This is a genomic window from Lysinibacillus sp. NPDC096212 (assembly GCF_044763105.1).
Classification (GTDB): domain Bacteria; phylum Bacillota; class Bacilli; order Bacillales_A; family Planococcaceae; genus Lysinibacillus.
Genome location: NZ_JBIWFQ010000028.1, coordinates 1 through 17,976, shown reverse-complemented (window position 1 = coordinate 17,976; position 17,976 = coordinate 1). Strand labels below are relative to the sequence as shown.

The following is a 17,976-nucleotide window of genomic DNA, read 5'->3' as shown; positions in this document are numbered from 1 at the left end:
AACAACAGACGTTAAAGAAAGCGATCTAGACAAATTAACTGGATGTTTTATTTTTCTCACTCCTCGAATAGTAATAAAAAAATCTTCCCGGTAAAATGATCAATTAACTAAAATAGTAGGATAGTAGACTGATTCACTATCAATTACGCCTTGGCGTAATTGCGTCCGGATTTTGAATTGTGCCCGCACAATTCATTCCTTTGAAAATCCGTGACATCCGCCGGAGGCTTTTATCTTTATTCAGTAGGTGTTTGGACACCCACTGAAAAGGTACCAAAATCGCATTCATCTCAGCACCTATAGAGGTGGGAGTCTTCTGCTGAATAAAGATAAACAACTTCACCATCCATAATTGTTAACAAAACTTTCGTTTGAAGAATTTCTTTATTTTCTACTTCAAAGAGGTTTTTATCTAGTACAATAATATCTGCTAATTTTCCAACTTCTAATGTACCCAAATCTTTTTCTCTGAATGTGCTGTATGCTGAACCTTTTGTATACGCTTTCAACGCTTCTGCGAGTGTTATCTGCTCTTGACTATTCCACTCATAATCACCAGTAAAGTCTAGTCTCGTAATCGCATGAAAAATTTCTTTAAAAGGATCTAATGTTGCTATTGGATAGTCTGTACCAAGAGCAATATACTCAACTGCGTCGTATAACGTTTTACATAAATACGTATAAGGGTCTTTCTCTTTACCGACACGCAAAGTATGACTTTCTTTTGGCATCAATGCTAGATGAGAAGGCTGTACAGATGGAACAACCCCCAATTCTTTAAATCTCTTAATATCTGTCGGATGAATCACTTCAATATGCTCTAGCGCATGTCGTGAATCTCTCACACCATTATCCATCCTTGCTGCTTCAAATATATCTAGAGCAAGCCTAACTGCGCCATCACCAATTGTATGAAAGCGAATTTGAAATCCTTCTTTGTCCGCTTTTGTCACCCAGTTTTTGATCGTTTCTACAGGAAAAGCAGTACTCCCTCGTGTTATAGGTTTGTCTAAGTAAGGATCTAACATGTATGCGGTATGTCCAGTTACAACACCATCAATAAACTGCTTAAGTCCTGCAAGCTGTAATTTTTCGGAATTGTACTTTTCACGCAAGTTTATCGCTCTATCTATATCATCATTTAACTCAGGGTAAAGATGAATTCGAGTCGTAAGTTTTCCAGCTTCATCATATGCCTTATACATATCGAAACTATTTAACTTATCAAAACTACTTGCAAACAAATCATTTACTGATGTAATGCCTAATTGAGCTGATTTTTTTAAGAACTCTTCAAACAATTCTTCTTTCCGTTTATCCGGAAATGCGAGAGCAATATCCACAACTAAATTCATTGCTGTTTCAAGAAGAATTCCTGTGATTTCATTATTTTCATCTTTTTGAATCGTACCATTAGGAGGGTCTTCAGTTTCATTTGTAACCCTAGCATTTTCAAGTGCTAAACTATTAACCCACGAATAATGACCTTCTGCGTGGAAAAGAATAATCGGGCGATTAGGAACTACTTTGTCTAAAGAAAAACGTGTCGGCAAGCATTTCTCTGCCCAATTTGTATGATCCCATCCATAGCCTATAATCCACTCATCAGCATGCACGTTTTCCGAAAATTGCTTTACTAAACTAGCAACTTCTTCTTCCGAATGAGCATCCGATAAATTGATACTTGCATGCGAGAAAAGACTACCAAACATGAGATGAAGGTGCGCATCATGAAATCCTGGCATAATGAGTTGGTTGCCATAATGATATTCCTTCGTGTCTAAACCTATAAATGGTTTTATTTCCTCCATCGAACCTACTGCAATGATTTTGTTACCTTTAATCGCAATAGCAGCTGGCTTTGCTTCATTTTCTAAACCTGTAAATACTGCTTCACTCGAAATAACTTTATCAGCTATAACCATTTATAACTCCTCTCTTTACCTAAGATTTACTTCTAATGGAACTCATAACAATATATTGAAAGCGCTTACATAACTAAAGAAGTTACATAATCGCAATAAACAATGGGCATCCACTGTTCGCCTATTAAAATAGGCGAACATAACGGACAAAAGACTCATACTAATTTAAGCTTGTAAACTGGATTTTTCCATTCCAAAAGTGTTGCATATTCTAATGACTCAACATCCCCAGGTAAATAACCTGGCATTACTTTATTTAATACGTATCCGTTTTTCATTTGGAATGTTAATACAGGATCATATATTTTCCCTTTCATTACCTCTAGTGCATATTCATCTGCACTCATCTGCTCAGCATATTTATAGTAAAAAGGTATACGACCACCTACTAAGATACTTTCTAAGTTAAGTTTCTCACATATTCTTTTTCGGCCATCATACAAATGACGTCCCAATTGTAACCCTCTAAAATCTTCGTGTACTCCAATTTCAATACCATATAGGTTTCTACCATTAGGGTTATGATTTCGAATAAATCCTAAATCACAGATTTGAAAATATGAGTGACTATCTCCGTAATCTTCAAAATTTACAATTAGACTTAAAGCGGTTCCTACAATTTTACCGTTATATTCTAGACAAATTTGACCTTCTGGGAACAACTCAATCTGACTTTCAAAATGCTCATATTTTAATGCCATATCAGGTCCAAAACACTTCATAGAAAGTGCAGCAACTTCAGCAAGATCCTCTTTTAAAATATTGCGGACAACTATTTCTTGTCCATTATTTTTTAAATTTACTTGAGACATAATAAATTCACCCTCTTATTTTATTGGAATTAAATTAAAGTTTATTACTTTATTAATTGTGTAGACTGTCTCCCATACATTCTTTAGAAACTATGTATGAGAGACATGGAGAATGTAGATAAGTCTACTACAATATATTTAGTTACCTAGATTAGTAACATTTTTTATTATTTTAAATAAATCGATACAAACTTCTTCTCCAAGTACTCCTCAAGTCCGTACCAACCGCCTTCTTTCCCCATTCCACTTTCCTTCATACCACCAAACGGAGCTTGTACAACCACTGGAGCTGGATCATTAATACCAACAATTCCAAACTCTAAAGCACGCATCATTCGTAAGCCTCGACCAATGTCTCGCGTATAACAATAAGCTGCAAGACCATATTCAGGATGGTTTGCTCTTTCAACTACCTCTTCTTCCGTCTTAAATGTATAAATTGGTGCAACTGGTCCAAATGTTTCTTCTGTTGTAATCTTCATATTATCGCTTGCATATTGAATAACTGTGGGCTCAAAGAAGTAACCGCTTCCATTATTTAATGTAAATACATTACCACCCGCAATTACTTTACCATCATGTTTCACAGCGTCTTCTACTTGACTTTTCACTTTTTCAAGAGCTACTTTATTAATTACTGGACCGACATTTACGCCATCTTCTAATCCATTTCCTACAACTAATTTAGATACCTTTTCAGCTAACTTTCCTGAGAATTCATCAGCTACAGTTTCTGCTACGTAAATCCGGTTGGTGCTGATGCAAGTTTGACCTGAGTTAATAAACTTAGACACTAATATACCATTAACTGCTGCGTCAATATCAGCATCCTCAAACACAATATACGGTGCGTGTCCACCAAGCTCCATTGATATTTTCTTCACTGTATCAGACGAATCACGGATAAGTTTTTTCCCCACACGCGTCGAGCCAGTAAATGTGATTTTACGAACGTCTGGGTTACTCGTCATCTCTTTCCCAATTTCTTCAGCTGGGCCAATTACCAGGTTTGCAACTCCAGCAGGTAGTCCAACTTCATGAAAGCATTCGAATACTTTTATCGCCGAAAGAGGAGTTAAGTCAGCCGGTTTTAAAACAATCGTACAACCTGCAGCAAGTGCAGGTGCAATTTTTCTTGTAATCATCGATAACGGGAAATTCCATGGTGTAATAGCTGCACATACCCCAACAGGTTCGCGAATTACCATTAAGTGTTTATCAGCTGCAGATGCAGGAATTGTTTCCCCATAAATTCTCTTAGCTTCCTCTGCATACCATTCTAGATAGCTGATCGCACCTGCTACTTCACGAGTAGCATCTGGTAAAGGCTTACCATTTTCAAGTGTAATTGTTTCAGCTAATTCTTTTGTTTTTTCTTTCATCAATTGAACCACTTGAAACAGGTAGTTGCTGCGCTCATTTCCAGTTGTCTTACCCCAGAATTCAAATGCTCTCTTCGCACTTTCGATTGCTTCTTTAGTTTCAGTTTTACCACCTGTAGCAACAGTTCTAATTATTTCTCCTGTCGCAGGATTTGTTACATCTAATTTATTTCCTGTATCTCGCCATTCACCATTTATATAAAGCACTAGAGAACCTCCCCTTTTTTAACAATAAACCACCACTACTCAACTTACTTTATAGGAATAGTTTAGTTGCGTGTATTTTTAAAAGCAGTAATCGAATCGTCTATAATTTGAATCATTTTTTCAATTTCTTCTTTGTTAATAATAAGCGGTGGCGCAATTGCCACAATTTGGTTATACGCTCCAAGCGCTCTTAATATTAATTGGCGATTGAAACATGCGTCAACTACCGCATTTGCTGGGAAAACAGTTGGATCAAACAATTTTCCACTTGTTGGATCTTCATAAAGTTCAAATGCAGCCAACAGACCAATTACTCTGCAATTTGTTACAATACTATGTTTTTCTGCTAAGTAATCTAAACCTTTTTTAAGTTCTTTCTCCATTTCGTTTACGTGGTCAATAATATTATCACGCTCTAGTATTTCAATGTTTTTCAGTCCAATCGCACAAGCAGTCGGATGGCCACTATATGTGAAACCATGTGGGATAACAGCATCGAAGTTAGCAATTGTTTCTCTAATTTCATCATTCATCATGACCCCGCCAAGTTGCGAATAACCACTCGTAATTCCTTTTGCAATTGACATCATATCAGGGACAACATTCCAGTTGTTTACACCAAACATTTTCCCCGTACGACCAAATCCACAAATAACTTCATCTGCCATGAAAAGGATATTGTGCTCGTCACAGATTTTACGAACTGCTTCTAAGTAACCTTCTGGTGGAATATTAACTCCGCCCGCACCTTGCACAGGTTCAATAATAATTCCGGCAATCGTCTCCGCACCTTCTCTTTCAATTGTTCCACGGATAGAATCTGCATAGTTCGGGTCACTTTTATCACCTAACTCGCTGTTTAATAGGTGGGCTGTTGCACGAACAACTCCGTCTATATTTGATGATGCGAACTTGTGGTATGCTGCAAGACCAGTAGCTGTTTGCGCTCCTATTGTTACACCGTGATAAGCATTCGTTAGCGCAATAATCTTTCTTTTTTCTGATTTCCCTTTAAGCTCCCAGTAGAAACGAGCTAATTTAATTGCTGTATCATTTGATTCTGACCCACCAGAAGTGTAGAATACACTATTTAAATCTCCTGGTGCTAACTCAGCTAATTTTTCAGCAAGTAGAATGGATGGTTCATTTGAGAATCCTTTAAATGATGATGCATACGCGAGGGTAGATAATTGACTATTACCAGCATCTGCAAGTTCTTGATTCCCATGTCCTAAGTTCACGTTCCAAAGCATTGACATCCCGTCGATGTATTCCACATCATCCGTACTTGTAACTGTAACTCCTTTACCTTTAACAAAGATAATAGGCGGTCCATTGTCAATTAAAGCCTTCGGATTTGTAGCTGGATGTAGCAAGTGCTTTTTGTCCAGTTTAGCTAACTCTACAGTTTTTGATTGTTGAGTAATTTTAGTTGTCATTGATAAAACCTCCATTTATAAATTAATAATTTGCGATTGGATGGACACACTCTGGTATCAACTAAACTGAAATACAGTTTAGATCCAATTTTTGAACTATTCTTAATTATGAAAATAGTATATCTTTACATTTTTATAATGTAAATTATAATATTTATATGACTTCCATATATTTTATGAATACTAAAAGGAGGAGTTATCAAAATGAACCTTCATCGTTTACATTGTTTTATTACAGTAGTTGAGGAAGGTAGCATCACAAAAGCTGCTACTGCACTGCAAATGACTCAACCCCCCTTAAGTATTTTAATTAGAAAATTTGAACAAGAATTAAATGTCACTTTGTTTAATCGTTTAGGTAGATCTCTTGAATTAACACCAAGTGGAGTATTTTTATATGAAAAAGGAAAAGAATTACTTGATATATCTGAGAATACGGAGAAGAAATTAGTCGAGTTTCATGAAGGAATTAGAGGTACTGTGAAATTGGGTTGTACTACTTCAGCAAATCTATTTATTTTGCCAAATGTCTTTAAAAAAATTCAAAAGGAAACTCCTAACATAGTTACACATGTTCGCGAGGGTAATACATCATATATTTTAGAAGAACTAAGAAGTCATAAAATAGATATTGGAATTGTCCGAACTTCAGTGAGAGCGGAGGACATCCATACTTCAACACTACTAACAGAACCTTTACTTTTAGCTCTTCCACCCAACCATCATCTATGTGAAAAAGATTCTATTGATATTGCAGACTTGAAAAACGAACGATTTCTTTTAAATACAACATCTTATGGATCAGGTGTTGCTGATGATGTGATCGAGGCATGCCAAAAAAGTGGATTTACGCCTAATGTCGTTTACTGGGGGACAGAAACATTACCAACACTTATGATGGTAATGAAAGGCGCAGGAATTTGTTTTGTACCTAGCTGTTTCAAGCTACTTAATTCTCCTGATTTACCGGTACTTAGACCACTAGCAAATCCAGTGTTACAAACAAAACTTAATATAATTACACTTAAGGATCGTTACATGACATCAATTTCCAAACGATTTCTTGCGATTACCGAAGAGGTTGCAGAGAAAATGACAAGCATTTTCAATGATTAATCTGATTTAAGTAATGGCGTTCATGTTAAAATATTCGGTAGATAATGCATAATAAGTCAAAATAAGCACTCTTACTTTAACATCAGTTAAGATAAGAGTGCCTTAAAAGTTTAAATGCTACAACATTTCCGTCAATGCCCTACTTCTGGGAAGTATAATTGTTCTTTCTCCATTAATAGGTATGGGAGCAGTTTTATTTCCTGCTCTATGGGCTACGAGACAAGATGTGATGAAGGGATTACGCTAGAATGTATAGCTTTTAAATTCTTTTTATAACAATTGTATCTAAGCTTAAATTCAAATAACTCTATCATCAATTGAAAAAGAACTTCGAATAAGAAAAACATAGGGAGATTTTAGTCTTCCTATGTTTTCATTCATATTATTTATCTGTTTGTTCTTTCTTAAATACTCCGCACGTATTCTTTCAAGTTGCTGCTTTTTATCAAATTTGGCAGGCTTGTGTTTTTTATGATACTTTGTCACAGCTACCTTACCTTTAGTATCCAATTGATATTTCCCCACTTTGTTCACCTACTTTTCTTGACTTGTCTTTTAAAGAGAATTTATTCAACAAATATAATATACCTTATTTTACTGATTATTTTAAATTCCTTCCCATTACCCTAACGCTGTCAATGGGATAATTATTCATATACTTTCTACCTATTTTTTCATACTTTGATTATTTAACAATTTGTTGAACAAGAAAAAGATGGGATCTTTGTGGAATCCCATCTTGAGGTAAAGCCCCAGTTCATTTAATAAAGAAGATATTACGAATTAAACTTGTACTTCGCTCATTAAAGCATGTGTATTTCCTTCAGTATCTTTAAAGAAAGCCATCCACGTTTCTGTATTTCCCATTTTTGCAACAACATGTGGCTGATCGATAAAGGACACTCCTTTTTCAAGCAATTCTTCGAAGGTTTTTTTTATATCTTCGACCTGAAAATAGATAACTGAACTTGAATTTGCAAATTCATTTTTTTCAGGAAGTGAAAGAAGAAGTCGTTGCCCATTGCACTCAAAAAATGCCATTCTTTCTGTACAAAAAAGAAGGGATAACCCTAATACCTCTTTATAAAATTCAATTGCATTTTCTACATTTTTCACTGGTACTCCAATTTGTCCAATCTTTTGAATTACATTAGTTTCCATTATTATTCCTCCATTGAACACTCGATTTGTATGCCAAATTATAAGAGCCACAATCCTATCTATTCTATTTAATCCGAACATTCTCCTTCTTCTTCAACTATTCTCCCCCGTTAAATGCGTCGGATGTAAATTCTGGGGACATCCAATATTCTCTGATTCTCAAGGAGAAATCTTATCTCCACCCTAATCACCTTAAAAATTTGCACTATGTACTATTTAATAATCTTACAAGATGGAGCGCAGATTTTTTCATGTTGCCCTTCTCTTTTTCACCGACCGTTACTAAAATGTTACATTGGGCTTTCGAAAAATCATGTGGGATGGCAAACGACATATTCTCTTGCAATATTTTAATAAGGGTATCTAATTTTATCTTTGAACTATCTTCATAATATTGCTCAAAATAGTCTTGATCTACATATAACGTTTTAGCTTGAAGCTTAGCGAATGATTTATTTTTTATTAAGGGAAAAGTTAATTTTATCAATGGTCGAATCCATTTTTCTGCAATTGGGGAAGGTGTCACTAAAGCACTGTTGATGATGGCCGAATCTATTAATTGCGGCTTTAAATTAACCATTTGAATAGCAATTTGTGCTCCTAGTGAAAATCCGACTACTATGACACGTTTATTTTTTGCTTTTTCTTCTACTATAGATAGAAGCTTTTTTGCACTATCTTCAATTGAAAAATCAGAGGTATTATTAGCCTCGTTATCTATTAATTCTGGTACAACGCAATGATAATCGGAAAAGTATTGGACTTGTTTATCCCACATCCAACCTCCAACACCACCCCCATGAATCAACAATATGAGTGGCTTATGTAGATCACCGTACTCCTTATAATGCATTACCACACCTCCTTTCTTCGTTCTTGTATTTCTCGGGAAATAATTAGATTATTTTTATATTTTATACACTGTATTTATTTTACTATTTTTAGTGTCATATTTATAGTTTCTGCTGCATATATAATACTTGAAACACATTTTGAATTTTTTTAACGTAGCATTGTGGCTCTTGGGATTGAGGAAGAAAGACAAAAAAATAATAAACATGGAGGTAATACAGATGGATCAAAATAAGACTAACGAACCAAAGAAATTAGTAAAAGCCATTACCCCTTCCAGTTTAGGAGAATTTCCCCTCGCACCAATTAGTGGCTTATATGCATGGAGTGAACAGCAAATTCGTGAGGAACTTCGCCTCGACGTAGACGGATATTACTCACAAATGGTAGCAAGTGGAACTATTATTTCAAACCAGTCTTCTACTATTCATTGGATTGCTAAGTTAACAGCTAATGGTCCAAATACTTGGACAGGCAATATTCGAAATAAATTCCTAGACGAAATACAATCATTTCCTTATACAAATGTAAAAATACAAGTAACACGCGGTTCATTACCTGAACAGCATACAGCAGAAGTTATTTTTCTTATCGGAGGAGAGACAGACAGAACTAGAACCTTCCAGTTTCAATCTCCTTACTTCCACCCTGTGGAATTTGAATTTGATGCTGAAGAAGGTACTACGCCAGTTACAACTTATCAAACGCACGCCCATCCAGACATGCCAACATCTTTGCCGGATGAAACTCTATCAATCGCAGAGGTTTTTAAACGCACTGGGTTTGATGTAAAAATATCGGAAGGTAATAATACTGTTTCTAAAGACTATACAGGGACTGATAAAAAGTGGAACACTCAAGAGATGCATGATGCCATGCAAGTATATTGGTCACACTTTGATAATAAGCCCCAATGGTCCATGTGGACATTCTTTGCAAATTCGGAAGCTGAAGAAGGCCATGGTCTGGGCGGTATTATGTTTGATAGCGTAGGTCCAAATCAGCGTCGAGGGACGGCAATTTTTAATAATTCATTTATTTCAGATCCACCTAAAGGTGACCCCTCCCCAGCAGCTTGGGTACAGCGCTATCGTTTTTGGTGTGCTTGCCATGAAATGGGACATGCCTTTAATCTTCTGCATTCTTGGCAAAAACACCTAGGTCATCCTTGGGAACCTTTGGAGCGTCCTCTTATCCCAGAACCAAAGGCTCTAAGCTTTATGAATTATCCTTACAATTTTGATAGTAAAACTAATGGCAAGGAGTTCTTTAAAAACTTTGAGTATCGTTTTAGTGATCAAGAACTGTTGTTTATGCGACACGCACCTGAGCGTTTCGTACAAATGGGTAATGCCGACTGGGCTGTAGATCATGGTTTTGAGCAACCAATCATTTCTATTCACCCTTCTTTTAATCTTGAATTGAGGGTTAACCGTAAATCACCTATATTCCAATGGTTAGAACCTACAGTTATTGAAATCAAACTAACGAATACTTCGAATCAACCTCAGTCAATCAATAAACATTTATTGTCCGATTTATACGGAATGTCTGTAATGGTTAAAAAAGATGGAAAACAAGGACGTCGGTTACTACCTCATGTTCAGTATTTATGGAACATAGAGAACAAAGTAATGATGCCTAGTGAATCACTGTACGAAACCATTTTCGTTTCCGTTGGGAAAAATGGCTGGTTAATTGATGACCCAGGATTTTATAACATTCAAGTAGCTATGCAAATAAACGGTCATAACATCGTATCAAATAACTTAAGACTTCGAGTTTTACCACCTACCGGATACGATCAGGAATTCCTTGCACAAGACTTTTTCTCTGAAGAAGTCGGCCGTGTACTTGCACTCGATGGCAGTCGTTATCTTGAAAAAGGGAACGATATCCTTCGTGAGGTAACTGAAAAACTTAGTGACCATGCTGTTGCTCTTCACGCTCATATCGCTCTTGCTAAACCATTGGCATTCGATTATCAATTCCTTGATTTCACAGGAGACTCCGATACAAGAGGTAAAATCAAAATAATACCTGCCCAACCAGATGAGGCACGTAAACAGTTTACTTCTGCTTTAACTAAGCACAACCAAATTGCTGCTAAGACACTTTCTAATATTGATTATCACGAATATATGGAAACATACAGTGAATTTCTAAGTAACCAAGAAGAAAACAAGGAAGCCGCAGAGGTACAAAATATCCTTTATCAAACGCTGTCTGAACGGAATGTTCTTGACAGTGTATTACAAAACATCAAAAATCGCCGTGAAAACTATGAACAAAAGGAAAATGAACACTTTACAAATATATAAAATCTATACCTGAATAAACATCTCATCTAAATACAAATAGAAAACCGTCATTTCGAAAAAAGATTGATCGAAATAACGGTTTTCTGTTTGATTTAAAGTTTGTTCTGTTCTTTTTAACTAAAGGCCATTTAATATAAACTTTTTTACAAATCTACTTTAAAATAATTCAAAAGAAATAAAGGCTCGCCGATAAATACTAGTAAGTGGTTTTTACATTTATTTTATTTATTGTATAAATACACATTAAATGTAAATTATTGTTTAACAAATATTCATAGTGCCAAAAACTGAAAAAACTATAGAACACTTCAAATGCTTATAATTTGAAAGGGATGTAATAAAGTTATGAAAGTCACTAATTTATCGCAAATACAATCTACTCCTTTATATTCAACGAATAAAAATAATCCTATAAAAAGTGATCAATCTCATTTAACAAAAGCGTATGAATATTCTAAGGAAAGTGTTCAGACTTCCGAACTACTATACAACTATACGCCAAATGAAGTAGCAATGAAGGCGAATGTCAATCTGATTGCAAGTCGTTCATTAAATACACCCAATTGGGACATCATCCCAACAAAAGGCATGAAAGTTCCTCCGCAGGATGTATTAATCAGCAAACTTAAAGCATTAGTTGAAAAATCAGTGCGGGATACAAATCGAGACGCCATAGAAGGCTTTCATTACGAGAAAAGTAAATTACACGCACAATATATTTCTTCTGTATCCCCTGACCGAAAAACGCTTCACAAGCAAGCGATGCAAGCAATTAAAAAATTTGAATCAGAGGAAACAACACTGATCCGTGAAATGACGCTTGTGGATTATTTGATTAAACACGACAATATACAAACGGAAACAAATAAAAGTCTTGCAGCAGGTGGTGGCATGGTGCGTCCTAGCATCAATTCTTTAGGTGGTTATGACTACGATGTTGTAGTTGGGGGGATTACGGTATTAGGAAGCACAAATGGTCAATGGCATTACGGAACGACTCCAGCAGAAGAACTGAAATCAAAAGAGTTTTATCAGCTCTATTGGGCATTTGTAGACGAGGCTAAAAATAATTTAAAAATATGAAGTTAGTTAAAAGTTAAACTAGAATAGCTGAAGATATATTAATGAAAAGAAATTTTCAATTCAGAAGCGCCAAATATCAAAGCCACCAATGAATTTATGGCTTTGATATTGTATTGTTAATAATATTCCTAAGAAACTAACTCTCCATTTGTTCCTTTTTACTTATGTTCATCCCAAAAGTCTTTACTAAAACTCGTATTTGCTTGATATTTCCCTACTGGTTTGGCAATATCTGCCCCTCGCAAAATTGTTCCTTTTCCAAACTTTTGCTCGATTTGATCAACCAGTTTAATGATTGGTTCATCTTTTACATGCTCTTCAAAATTAAATAACGTTAGTTGCTGTGTAGTTTCTTTAATATCACTGACATTTGATACGGTAACGCCCAGTAACCGTACAGGTTCCTCGTCCCAATGCTTATTAAATAGATACCAGGCATGCTCAACTATATCCTCTTTTGAATGAATCGCGTTATTGATGGACTTACTTCGTGTACATGTTTCCCAATCAGCTGAACGGATCATGATACTTACAGTAACTCCAGCAAGTTTCTTGGCCTTTAATCTGTCCGCTACCTTTTCAGAAAGTGTTGCTATTACTTTATATAGTTCATCTCTATCTGTCGTATCATGAGAAAGTGTTGTAGAATTCCCTACACTTTTCGTATCGTATATCGCTTCTGGATCAACTGGTCTATCATCTTCACCATTTGCTTTTTGTTTCATCCTTAGACCATTAATGCCGAAGTTTTGCTTTAATACATATTCATCAGCTACAGCTAGTTCTCCAATTGTTTTGATACCTAATTTCCCTAATTTCTCCGCTGTACTTTTGCCAACCCCATGCATCTCAATGACATTCAACGGCCACAATATGGCGGAAACATCGCGCTTTCGGAGTACGGTAATTCCCATTGGCTTTTTCATATCACTTGCCATTTTCGCCAAAAATTTATTCGGTGCAATACCGATTGAACATGGGAGTTGAAGTTCGTTCCAGATTCTATCTTGCATATTTTGTACGTGTTGCAAGACATTTTGGCCTTCCACTATAGGAAGTTGCAAATATCCTTCATCGATCGAAACTGGTTGGAGAATTTCACTATACTCTTTTAACAAATTAAAAAATGACTTGGACGCAGCTCTATACCGTTCAAAATTAGGAGGTAGTACAATTAGCTCTGGGCACTTTCGCCGCGCCTCTCCGACATTCATAGTTGTATATACACCACTTGCTCTTGCTTCGTAGCTACACGTAATAATGATACCTCTACGCTCTTTAGGATTACCTGCGATGGCTACGGGTTTCCCTATTAATGAGGGATCATAAATTTGTTCAACAGAGGCATAAAAGCAATTAAGGTCGATATGTAAAATGATTCTTCCTTTATTCATATTTTATCACCTCATTTTACTAACCAAAGTTTCTTTAGAATTCTTAGCAGTCCTTTGACTAACATGGACTCCACCTCAATACAAGAACATTTGTTTCTATCTTATCACAATGTCATCGTTTTTGGCTATCGCCAACCGACATGACATTCACCTCCCATTACTATTAGCTGTGAATCGAGCGTCTTCTGTCGGAAATGATCAAATCCTAAAACTATCAAATTTTATTTTTGACTTACTATATTTTTAGTCAATAAAAGTTAAAAAACTGAGAGTATTCAATTTAATGAAAACTCTCAGCTCTTTGGTTATATTATTCTAGTTTATTAATCATTCGATGTTCTTTTTTACTTCTCCTTTATGTTTGATAACAAGATTTTATCTCTATTTGTTTTAGTCAGATAAATGATCAAACTAAAAATTATAATTAGAAAGATTGCGCTCGTTCCGATAGTACCTAGACCTAGACCACCATCTGCACGAGACTGTGACAAGTAGTCACCGAAAGATGCTCCAAGTGGACGCGTTAGGATATAAGCAACCCAGAAAGCCAATACGGCATTCAATTTGAAACCGTAATGAGCAATCATAACTGCAACAATCAAGCCAGCGAATATGAGACCAGACTTCCAGTACCCTAAGTCCATACCCTCTGAAATAAGATCACCAGCTGCCGTACCTAAAGCAAAGGTAAAGAGGATGGTTAACCAGTAGAAAGCTTCACGCTTGCTTGTATAGATGGAATGAATAGACAATGTTTTTTCACTCATATACCAAACTACAAATGTCACGAATAACGCAATAGAAAAGAAAATAGTAGTCGTCTCTAGAGCGACCCCGAAATTGTCTACGAGGTTGTCTGTGATTAAAGTTCCGACAATGCTAATTAGTACAACCACAAGCCAATAGATCCACGGCACGTATTTTTTCGATTTGAACTGGATGAACAAAGAAATAATCAACAGTCCACTCATTAGAAAGGTCGTATTGGACAAACCCCAGTGTAAGTTAAAATTCAGGAAATCTGCAGCCGTCTCACCTACCGTAGTAGCCATTATCTTGATGATCCAGAAGAAGATTGTGACTTCTGGAACCTTGCTCAATATTTGTTGTAATGAAGGGACCACTGATTCTTCAGATAAAAACGAATTTTTAATCATTTAATCCATCTCCTTATTATTCATATCAACTAGTCATACATACACTTCCATGATGACTGTTACATGCAAACTAAAACTACATGAACCATTAACAAATACCACTGAATAATCGAATCATTTGGCCATTGAATCATGTAGTATCTTTAGGAACTTATTTACAGCCTCCACTTTAACAGGTCGTAATGAGAAGTTAACGAATCTTTTATAAGAAGTTGATTAAAGATTTATGAGTAATTTCTCATTTTTTAACTTTGGAGATTTCTATCACTACCCAGTTCCAAAGTACAAAAAAATACACCTCCTTTTGAAGGTGTATCTTTACTTTAATCAACAAATGTATAGTCACCATCACTTTCAAGTAAATCCTTCAAAATGATTAGCGCTTGTTCAAGCTGATTTTCAGGTGCAGTGATTGCTAAACGAACTGCATTTACCAGCTTCGCATTTCCTACGGCAAAACGTTCAGCAGCATACACTTGCACACCAGCTTTTGCTGCTAGCAATTCAAACTGAACGCTGGTGAATTTTTCGGGGAGTATTAGCCATCTGAAAATGCATTCTTCTTCTCCTAAAATGTTATATTCCCCTAAATATTGATCGACAAGGGCATTTTGTTGCTTTGCATACAACCGGTGCTTCTCTAAAATTGTTTGTGCAACGCCATCGTGAATCATCCTTGCTGTAAGCTCCACCATCATGAGAGATACTGAAATATTGATATTATACAGTGTTTCCATTATTTTTTTTCGTAACGCTGGCGGTGTAACGATATAGGATAGTCGTAAGCCAGGTGAGATGGTTTTTGATACACTAGCAATATAAATTACCTGTTCAGGAGCATAGGCCGCTATTGGTGCAAGCGGCTTCTCCTTAAGAAAGCTATAAATCGCATCCTCAAAGACGATTAAGCCATTCCGCCTCGCAACTTCCGCAATCATTTTTCTTGTTTCCATCGACATTGTGTGGGTAGTAGGATTATGAAAATCAGGAATAACATAAAGACCTTTTATATGCTCATTCTTACAAGCATATAATAACCCCTCTCTTGTCATTTCACCGTTACTTTGTTGGATTGCCACTAGTTGGATACCAAGCATATTAGCAGCTGTTTTTATACCTGCATATGTAATGGGATCTGTACCGATTCGATCTCCTGGTTGAAACAACGCAGCTAACGTTCCAACAATGGCATTTTGTCCCCCCGCCCCAAGCAATACAGGTTGATCCGTTTGAAAATTGACCTTTTCCAAAAGCTTCATTGCCGCTTCCGTTTGCCACGCATTTCCCTCCGGTCGTCCGTACTGAAATAATTTACTAAAATTAGGATCATTCATCATCTTTTTCATATAACGTGTAATATCCTCATTAGCATGATTTTCTGGCAGTACAGGACCCATTTCGATCATCTGAGAAGATTTATTTGTTGGTAATAACATTTTATTTGTCGCTGCATCAGATGAAACGAATGTACCATTTCCGATAGAAGCATAAATAAGCCCCTTCTGGCCACAAAGTTTAAAAGCCCTCGTAATCGTGCTTAAATTAACATCTAAAAAATCAGCTAACTCACGCTGAGGAGGTAGCTTGGTGCCTGGCGATAATTTTCCATCCTTGATATCTTGTTCCAGCTGTTCAGCTATTGCTATATATAATGGAGTCGGACTTTTACTAATGTCCGGTTTCCAACTCATTGGATATTCTTCAAACGAATTAACTGGCATATTCTAAGCTAAGCTCCTTCTCTCTATTTTTTTGCATACAATATTTAATTGTCTTGCATACAATGATAATATTGTATGCATATGATGGCAATGATATAATTTTTAAAAAATCAGAAAAAAGGAATGAAAAATTATGCAATTTTCAGAAAAGATTTTAAATACCCCGTCCTCATTCATCCGAAATATTTTGAGAGTAACTGAATCTGAGGATGTCATTTCTTTTGCAGGGGGACTTCCAAACCCAATCTCTTTCCCAATCGAAGCGTTAAAGGCATCTGCGAACCATGCCATTACGGAAAATGGTAGTCGACTATTCCAATACTCTTCTACACAAGGGTATGCGCCTTTACGTGAGTACATTGCCGCAAAATACCAACGTGTACATGGACTAGATATCCATGCTGATGATGTATTTATTACAACAGGATCACAGCAGGCTCTTGAATTAATCGGGAAAGTATTGATTAACAAAGGTGATGGTATCGTCATCGAGGAGCCTGGTTACTTAGGTGCCATTCAAGCCTTCACATTAAGTGAGCCGACTTTCTATGGTGTAACACTTGAAAATGATGGATTAAACTTAGAAGAGTTAGAGAATGCGCTACAACAACCAAATGTAAAATTCGTATATACAGTTCCGAATTTCCAAAACCCAACAGGTCTTACGTATTCTAAAGAAAAACGTCAACAAATTTGCGAAATCATGGCAAAATATGATGTAGCGTTAATCGAGGATGATCCATATGGAGAATTACGCTTCCAAGGTGAGCCACTACCATACATTGGTGCTGGTAAATTAGAAAATAGTATTTTGCTAGGTTCTTTCTCTAAAACAGTTACACCAGGTATGCGTCTTGGCTTTATCATTACAAAGAATAAAGAATTATTGCAGCATATCGAAACAGCGAAACAAGCAACTGACTTACACACAAATATTTTCTCTCAATATGTTATTTATGATTATCTAGCAAACAATGACTATATGGAGCACGTTCAGAAAATTATAGCGTTATATAAAAATCAAGCAGATGCCATGCTTAATGCAATGGAGGAGTTTTTCCCAGCACATGTGGATTACACACGACCTGAAGGCGGAATGTTCATTTGGGCTACAATGAACAACGGTGCTTCGGCAGTAGATGTCTTCGAAAAAGCGATGGACCAAAAAGTAGCCTTCGTACCTGGCGATCCATTCTATACATCAAAAACTGATGTTAATACAATGCGCCTAAATTATACGAATGCAACACCAGAAGTCATCCGCGAAGGAATTAAACGCTTAGGAAGCATTTTATAAAAACAAAGTTATTAAAAAAAAGAGGCTGGGACAAAACCCATCTCTAAACTAAAAAGCCGGCGAAATTTTACGATCAGTAAAATTTCACCGGCTTTCAATTTTTTTCATA

The 17,976-nt window shown here is 36.1% G+C and carries 14 protein-coding genes; 4 read left to right on the top strand and 10 right to left on the bottom strand.

Annotated elements, in window-relative coordinates:
* Positions 1 to 290 precede the first annotated feature (290 nt).
* From ACIQ7T_RS21895 to ACIQ7T_RS21880, 4 genes are all read right to left on the bottom strand, one after another.
* A complete protein-coding gene (locus ACIQ7T_RS21895) occupies positions 291 to 1,925 on the bottom strand; it encodes an amidohydrolase (RefSeq protein WP_402873488.1) in 1,635 nt (544 codons plus the stop codon).
* Between the two features lie 155 nt (positions 1,926 to 2,080).
* A complete protein-coding gene (locus ACIQ7T_RS21890; RefSeq protein WP_285395967.1) occupies positions 2,081 to 2,737 on the bottom strand; it encodes a GNAT family N-acetyltransferase in 657 nt (218 codons plus the stop codon).
* 167 nt (positions 2,738 to 2,904) lie between these two features.
* On the bottom strand, positions 2,905 to 4,326 hold the full coding sequence (locus tag ACIQ7T_RS21885) for an NAD-dependent succinate-semialdehyde dehydrogenase (RefSeq protein WP_402873485.1): 1,422 nt from the start codon (positions 4,324 to 4,326) through the stop codon (positions 2,905 to 2,907).
* A gap of 62 nt (positions 4,327 to 4,388) precedes the next feature.
* Positions 4,389 to 5,765 carry an aminotransferase family protein gene (locus ACIQ7T_RS21880; RefSeq protein ID WP_370048016.1) on the bottom strand — a complete coding sequence of 459 codons (1,377 nt, stop codon included), beginning with the start codon at positions 5,763 to 5,765 and terminating at the stop codon, positions 4,389 to 4,391.
* Positions 5,766 to 5,969: 204 nt separating this feature from the next.
* Here ACIQ7T_RS21880 and ACIQ7T_RS21875 point away from each other — a divergent pair, with 204 nt between their 5' ends.
* Positions 5,970 to 6,881 carry a LysR family transcriptional regulator gene (locus ACIQ7T_RS21875; RefSeq protein ID WP_370081339.1) on the top strand — a complete coding sequence of 304 codons (912 nt, stop codon included), beginning with the start codon at positions 5,970 to 5,972 and terminating at the stop codon, positions 6,879 to 6,881.
* Positions 6,882 to 7,178: 297 nt separating this feature from the next.
* Here the strand turns inward: ACIQ7T_RS21875 and ACIQ7T_RS21870 are convergent, their stop codons facing one another.
* From ACIQ7T_RS21870 to ACIQ7T_RS21860, 3 genes are all read right to left on the bottom strand, one after another.
* Entirely contained in the window at positions 7,179 to 7,391 is a 213-nt protein-coding gene (locus ACIQ7T_RS21870; RefSeq protein ID WP_402873609.1) for a hypothetical protein, read from the bottom strand.
* A 273-nt stretch (positions 7,392 to 7,664) separates the two neighbouring features.
* Complete coding sequence (locus ACIQ7T_RS21865; protein ID WP_370081341.1) at positions 7,665 to 8,042, bottom strand: VOC family protein; 378 nt, start codon at positions 8,040 to 8,042, stop codon at positions 7,665 to 7,667.
* Positions 8,043 to 8,247: 205 nt separating this feature from the next.
* Positions 8,248 to 8,895, bottom strand: coding sequence for an alpha/beta fold hydrolase (locus ACIQ7T_RS21860; protein WP_402873480.1), 648 nt, complete (start codon positions 8,893 to 8,895; stop codon positions 8,248 to 8,250).
* 220 nt (positions 8,896 to 9,115) lie between these two features.
* Between ACIQ7T_RS21860 and ACIQ7T_RS21855 the strand changes: the two genes are divergently transcribed.
* Both ACIQ7T_RS21855 and ACIQ7T_RS21850 read left to right on the top strand, forming a co-directional pair.
* A complete protein-coding gene (locus tag ACIQ7T_RS21855; protein WP_402873477.1) occupies positions 9,116 to 11,215 on the top strand; it encodes a hypothetical protein in 2,100 nt (699 codons plus the stop codon).
* A 345-nt stretch (positions 11,216 to 11,560) separates the two neighbouring features.
* Entirely contained in the window at positions 11,561 to 12,298 is a 738-nt protein-coding gene (locus ACIQ7T_RS21850; RefSeq protein ID WP_402873474.1) for a hypothetical protein, read from the top strand.
* A 158-nt stretch (positions 12,299 to 12,456) separates the two neighbouring features.
* Here the strand turns inward: ACIQ7T_RS21850 and ACIQ7T_RS21845 are convergent, their stop codons facing one another.
* The 3 genes from ACIQ7T_RS21845 to ACIQ7T_RS21835 all read right to left on the bottom strand — a co-directional run bounded on the left by ACIQ7T_RS21845 (position 12,457) and on the right by ACIQ7T_RS21835 (position 16,570).
* Entirely contained in the window at positions 12,457 to 13,692 is a 1,236-nt protein-coding gene (locus ACIQ7T_RS21845; RefSeq protein WP_402873471.1) for a DNA polymerase IV, read from the bottom strand.
* A 344-nt stretch (positions 13,693 to 14,036) separates the two neighbouring features.
* Positions 14,037 to 14,849 carry a COG4705 family protein gene (locus ACIQ7T_RS21840; protein ID WP_370081742.1) on the bottom strand — a complete coding sequence of 271 codons (813 nt, stop codon included), beginning with the start codon at positions 14,847 to 14,849 and terminating at the stop codon, positions 14,037 to 14,039.
* 323 nt (positions 14,850 to 15,172) lie between these two features.
* A complete protein-coding gene (locus ACIQ7T_RS21835; RefSeq protein ID WP_402873468.1) occupies positions 15,173 to 16,570 on the bottom strand; it encodes an aminotransferase-like domain-containing protein in 1,398 nt (465 codons plus the stop codon).
* Positions 16,571 to 16,703: 133 nt separating this feature from the next.
* On the opposite strand from ACIQ7T_RS21835, the gene ACIQ7T_RS21830 reads away from it, so the two are divergent.
* Complete coding sequence (locus tag ACIQ7T_RS21830; protein ID WP_370081738.1) at positions 16,704 to 17,867, top strand: aminotransferase-like domain-containing protein; 1,164 nt, start codon at positions 16,704 to 16,706, stop codon at positions 17,865 to 17,867.
* Positions 17,868 to 17,976 lie beyond the last annotated feature (109 nt).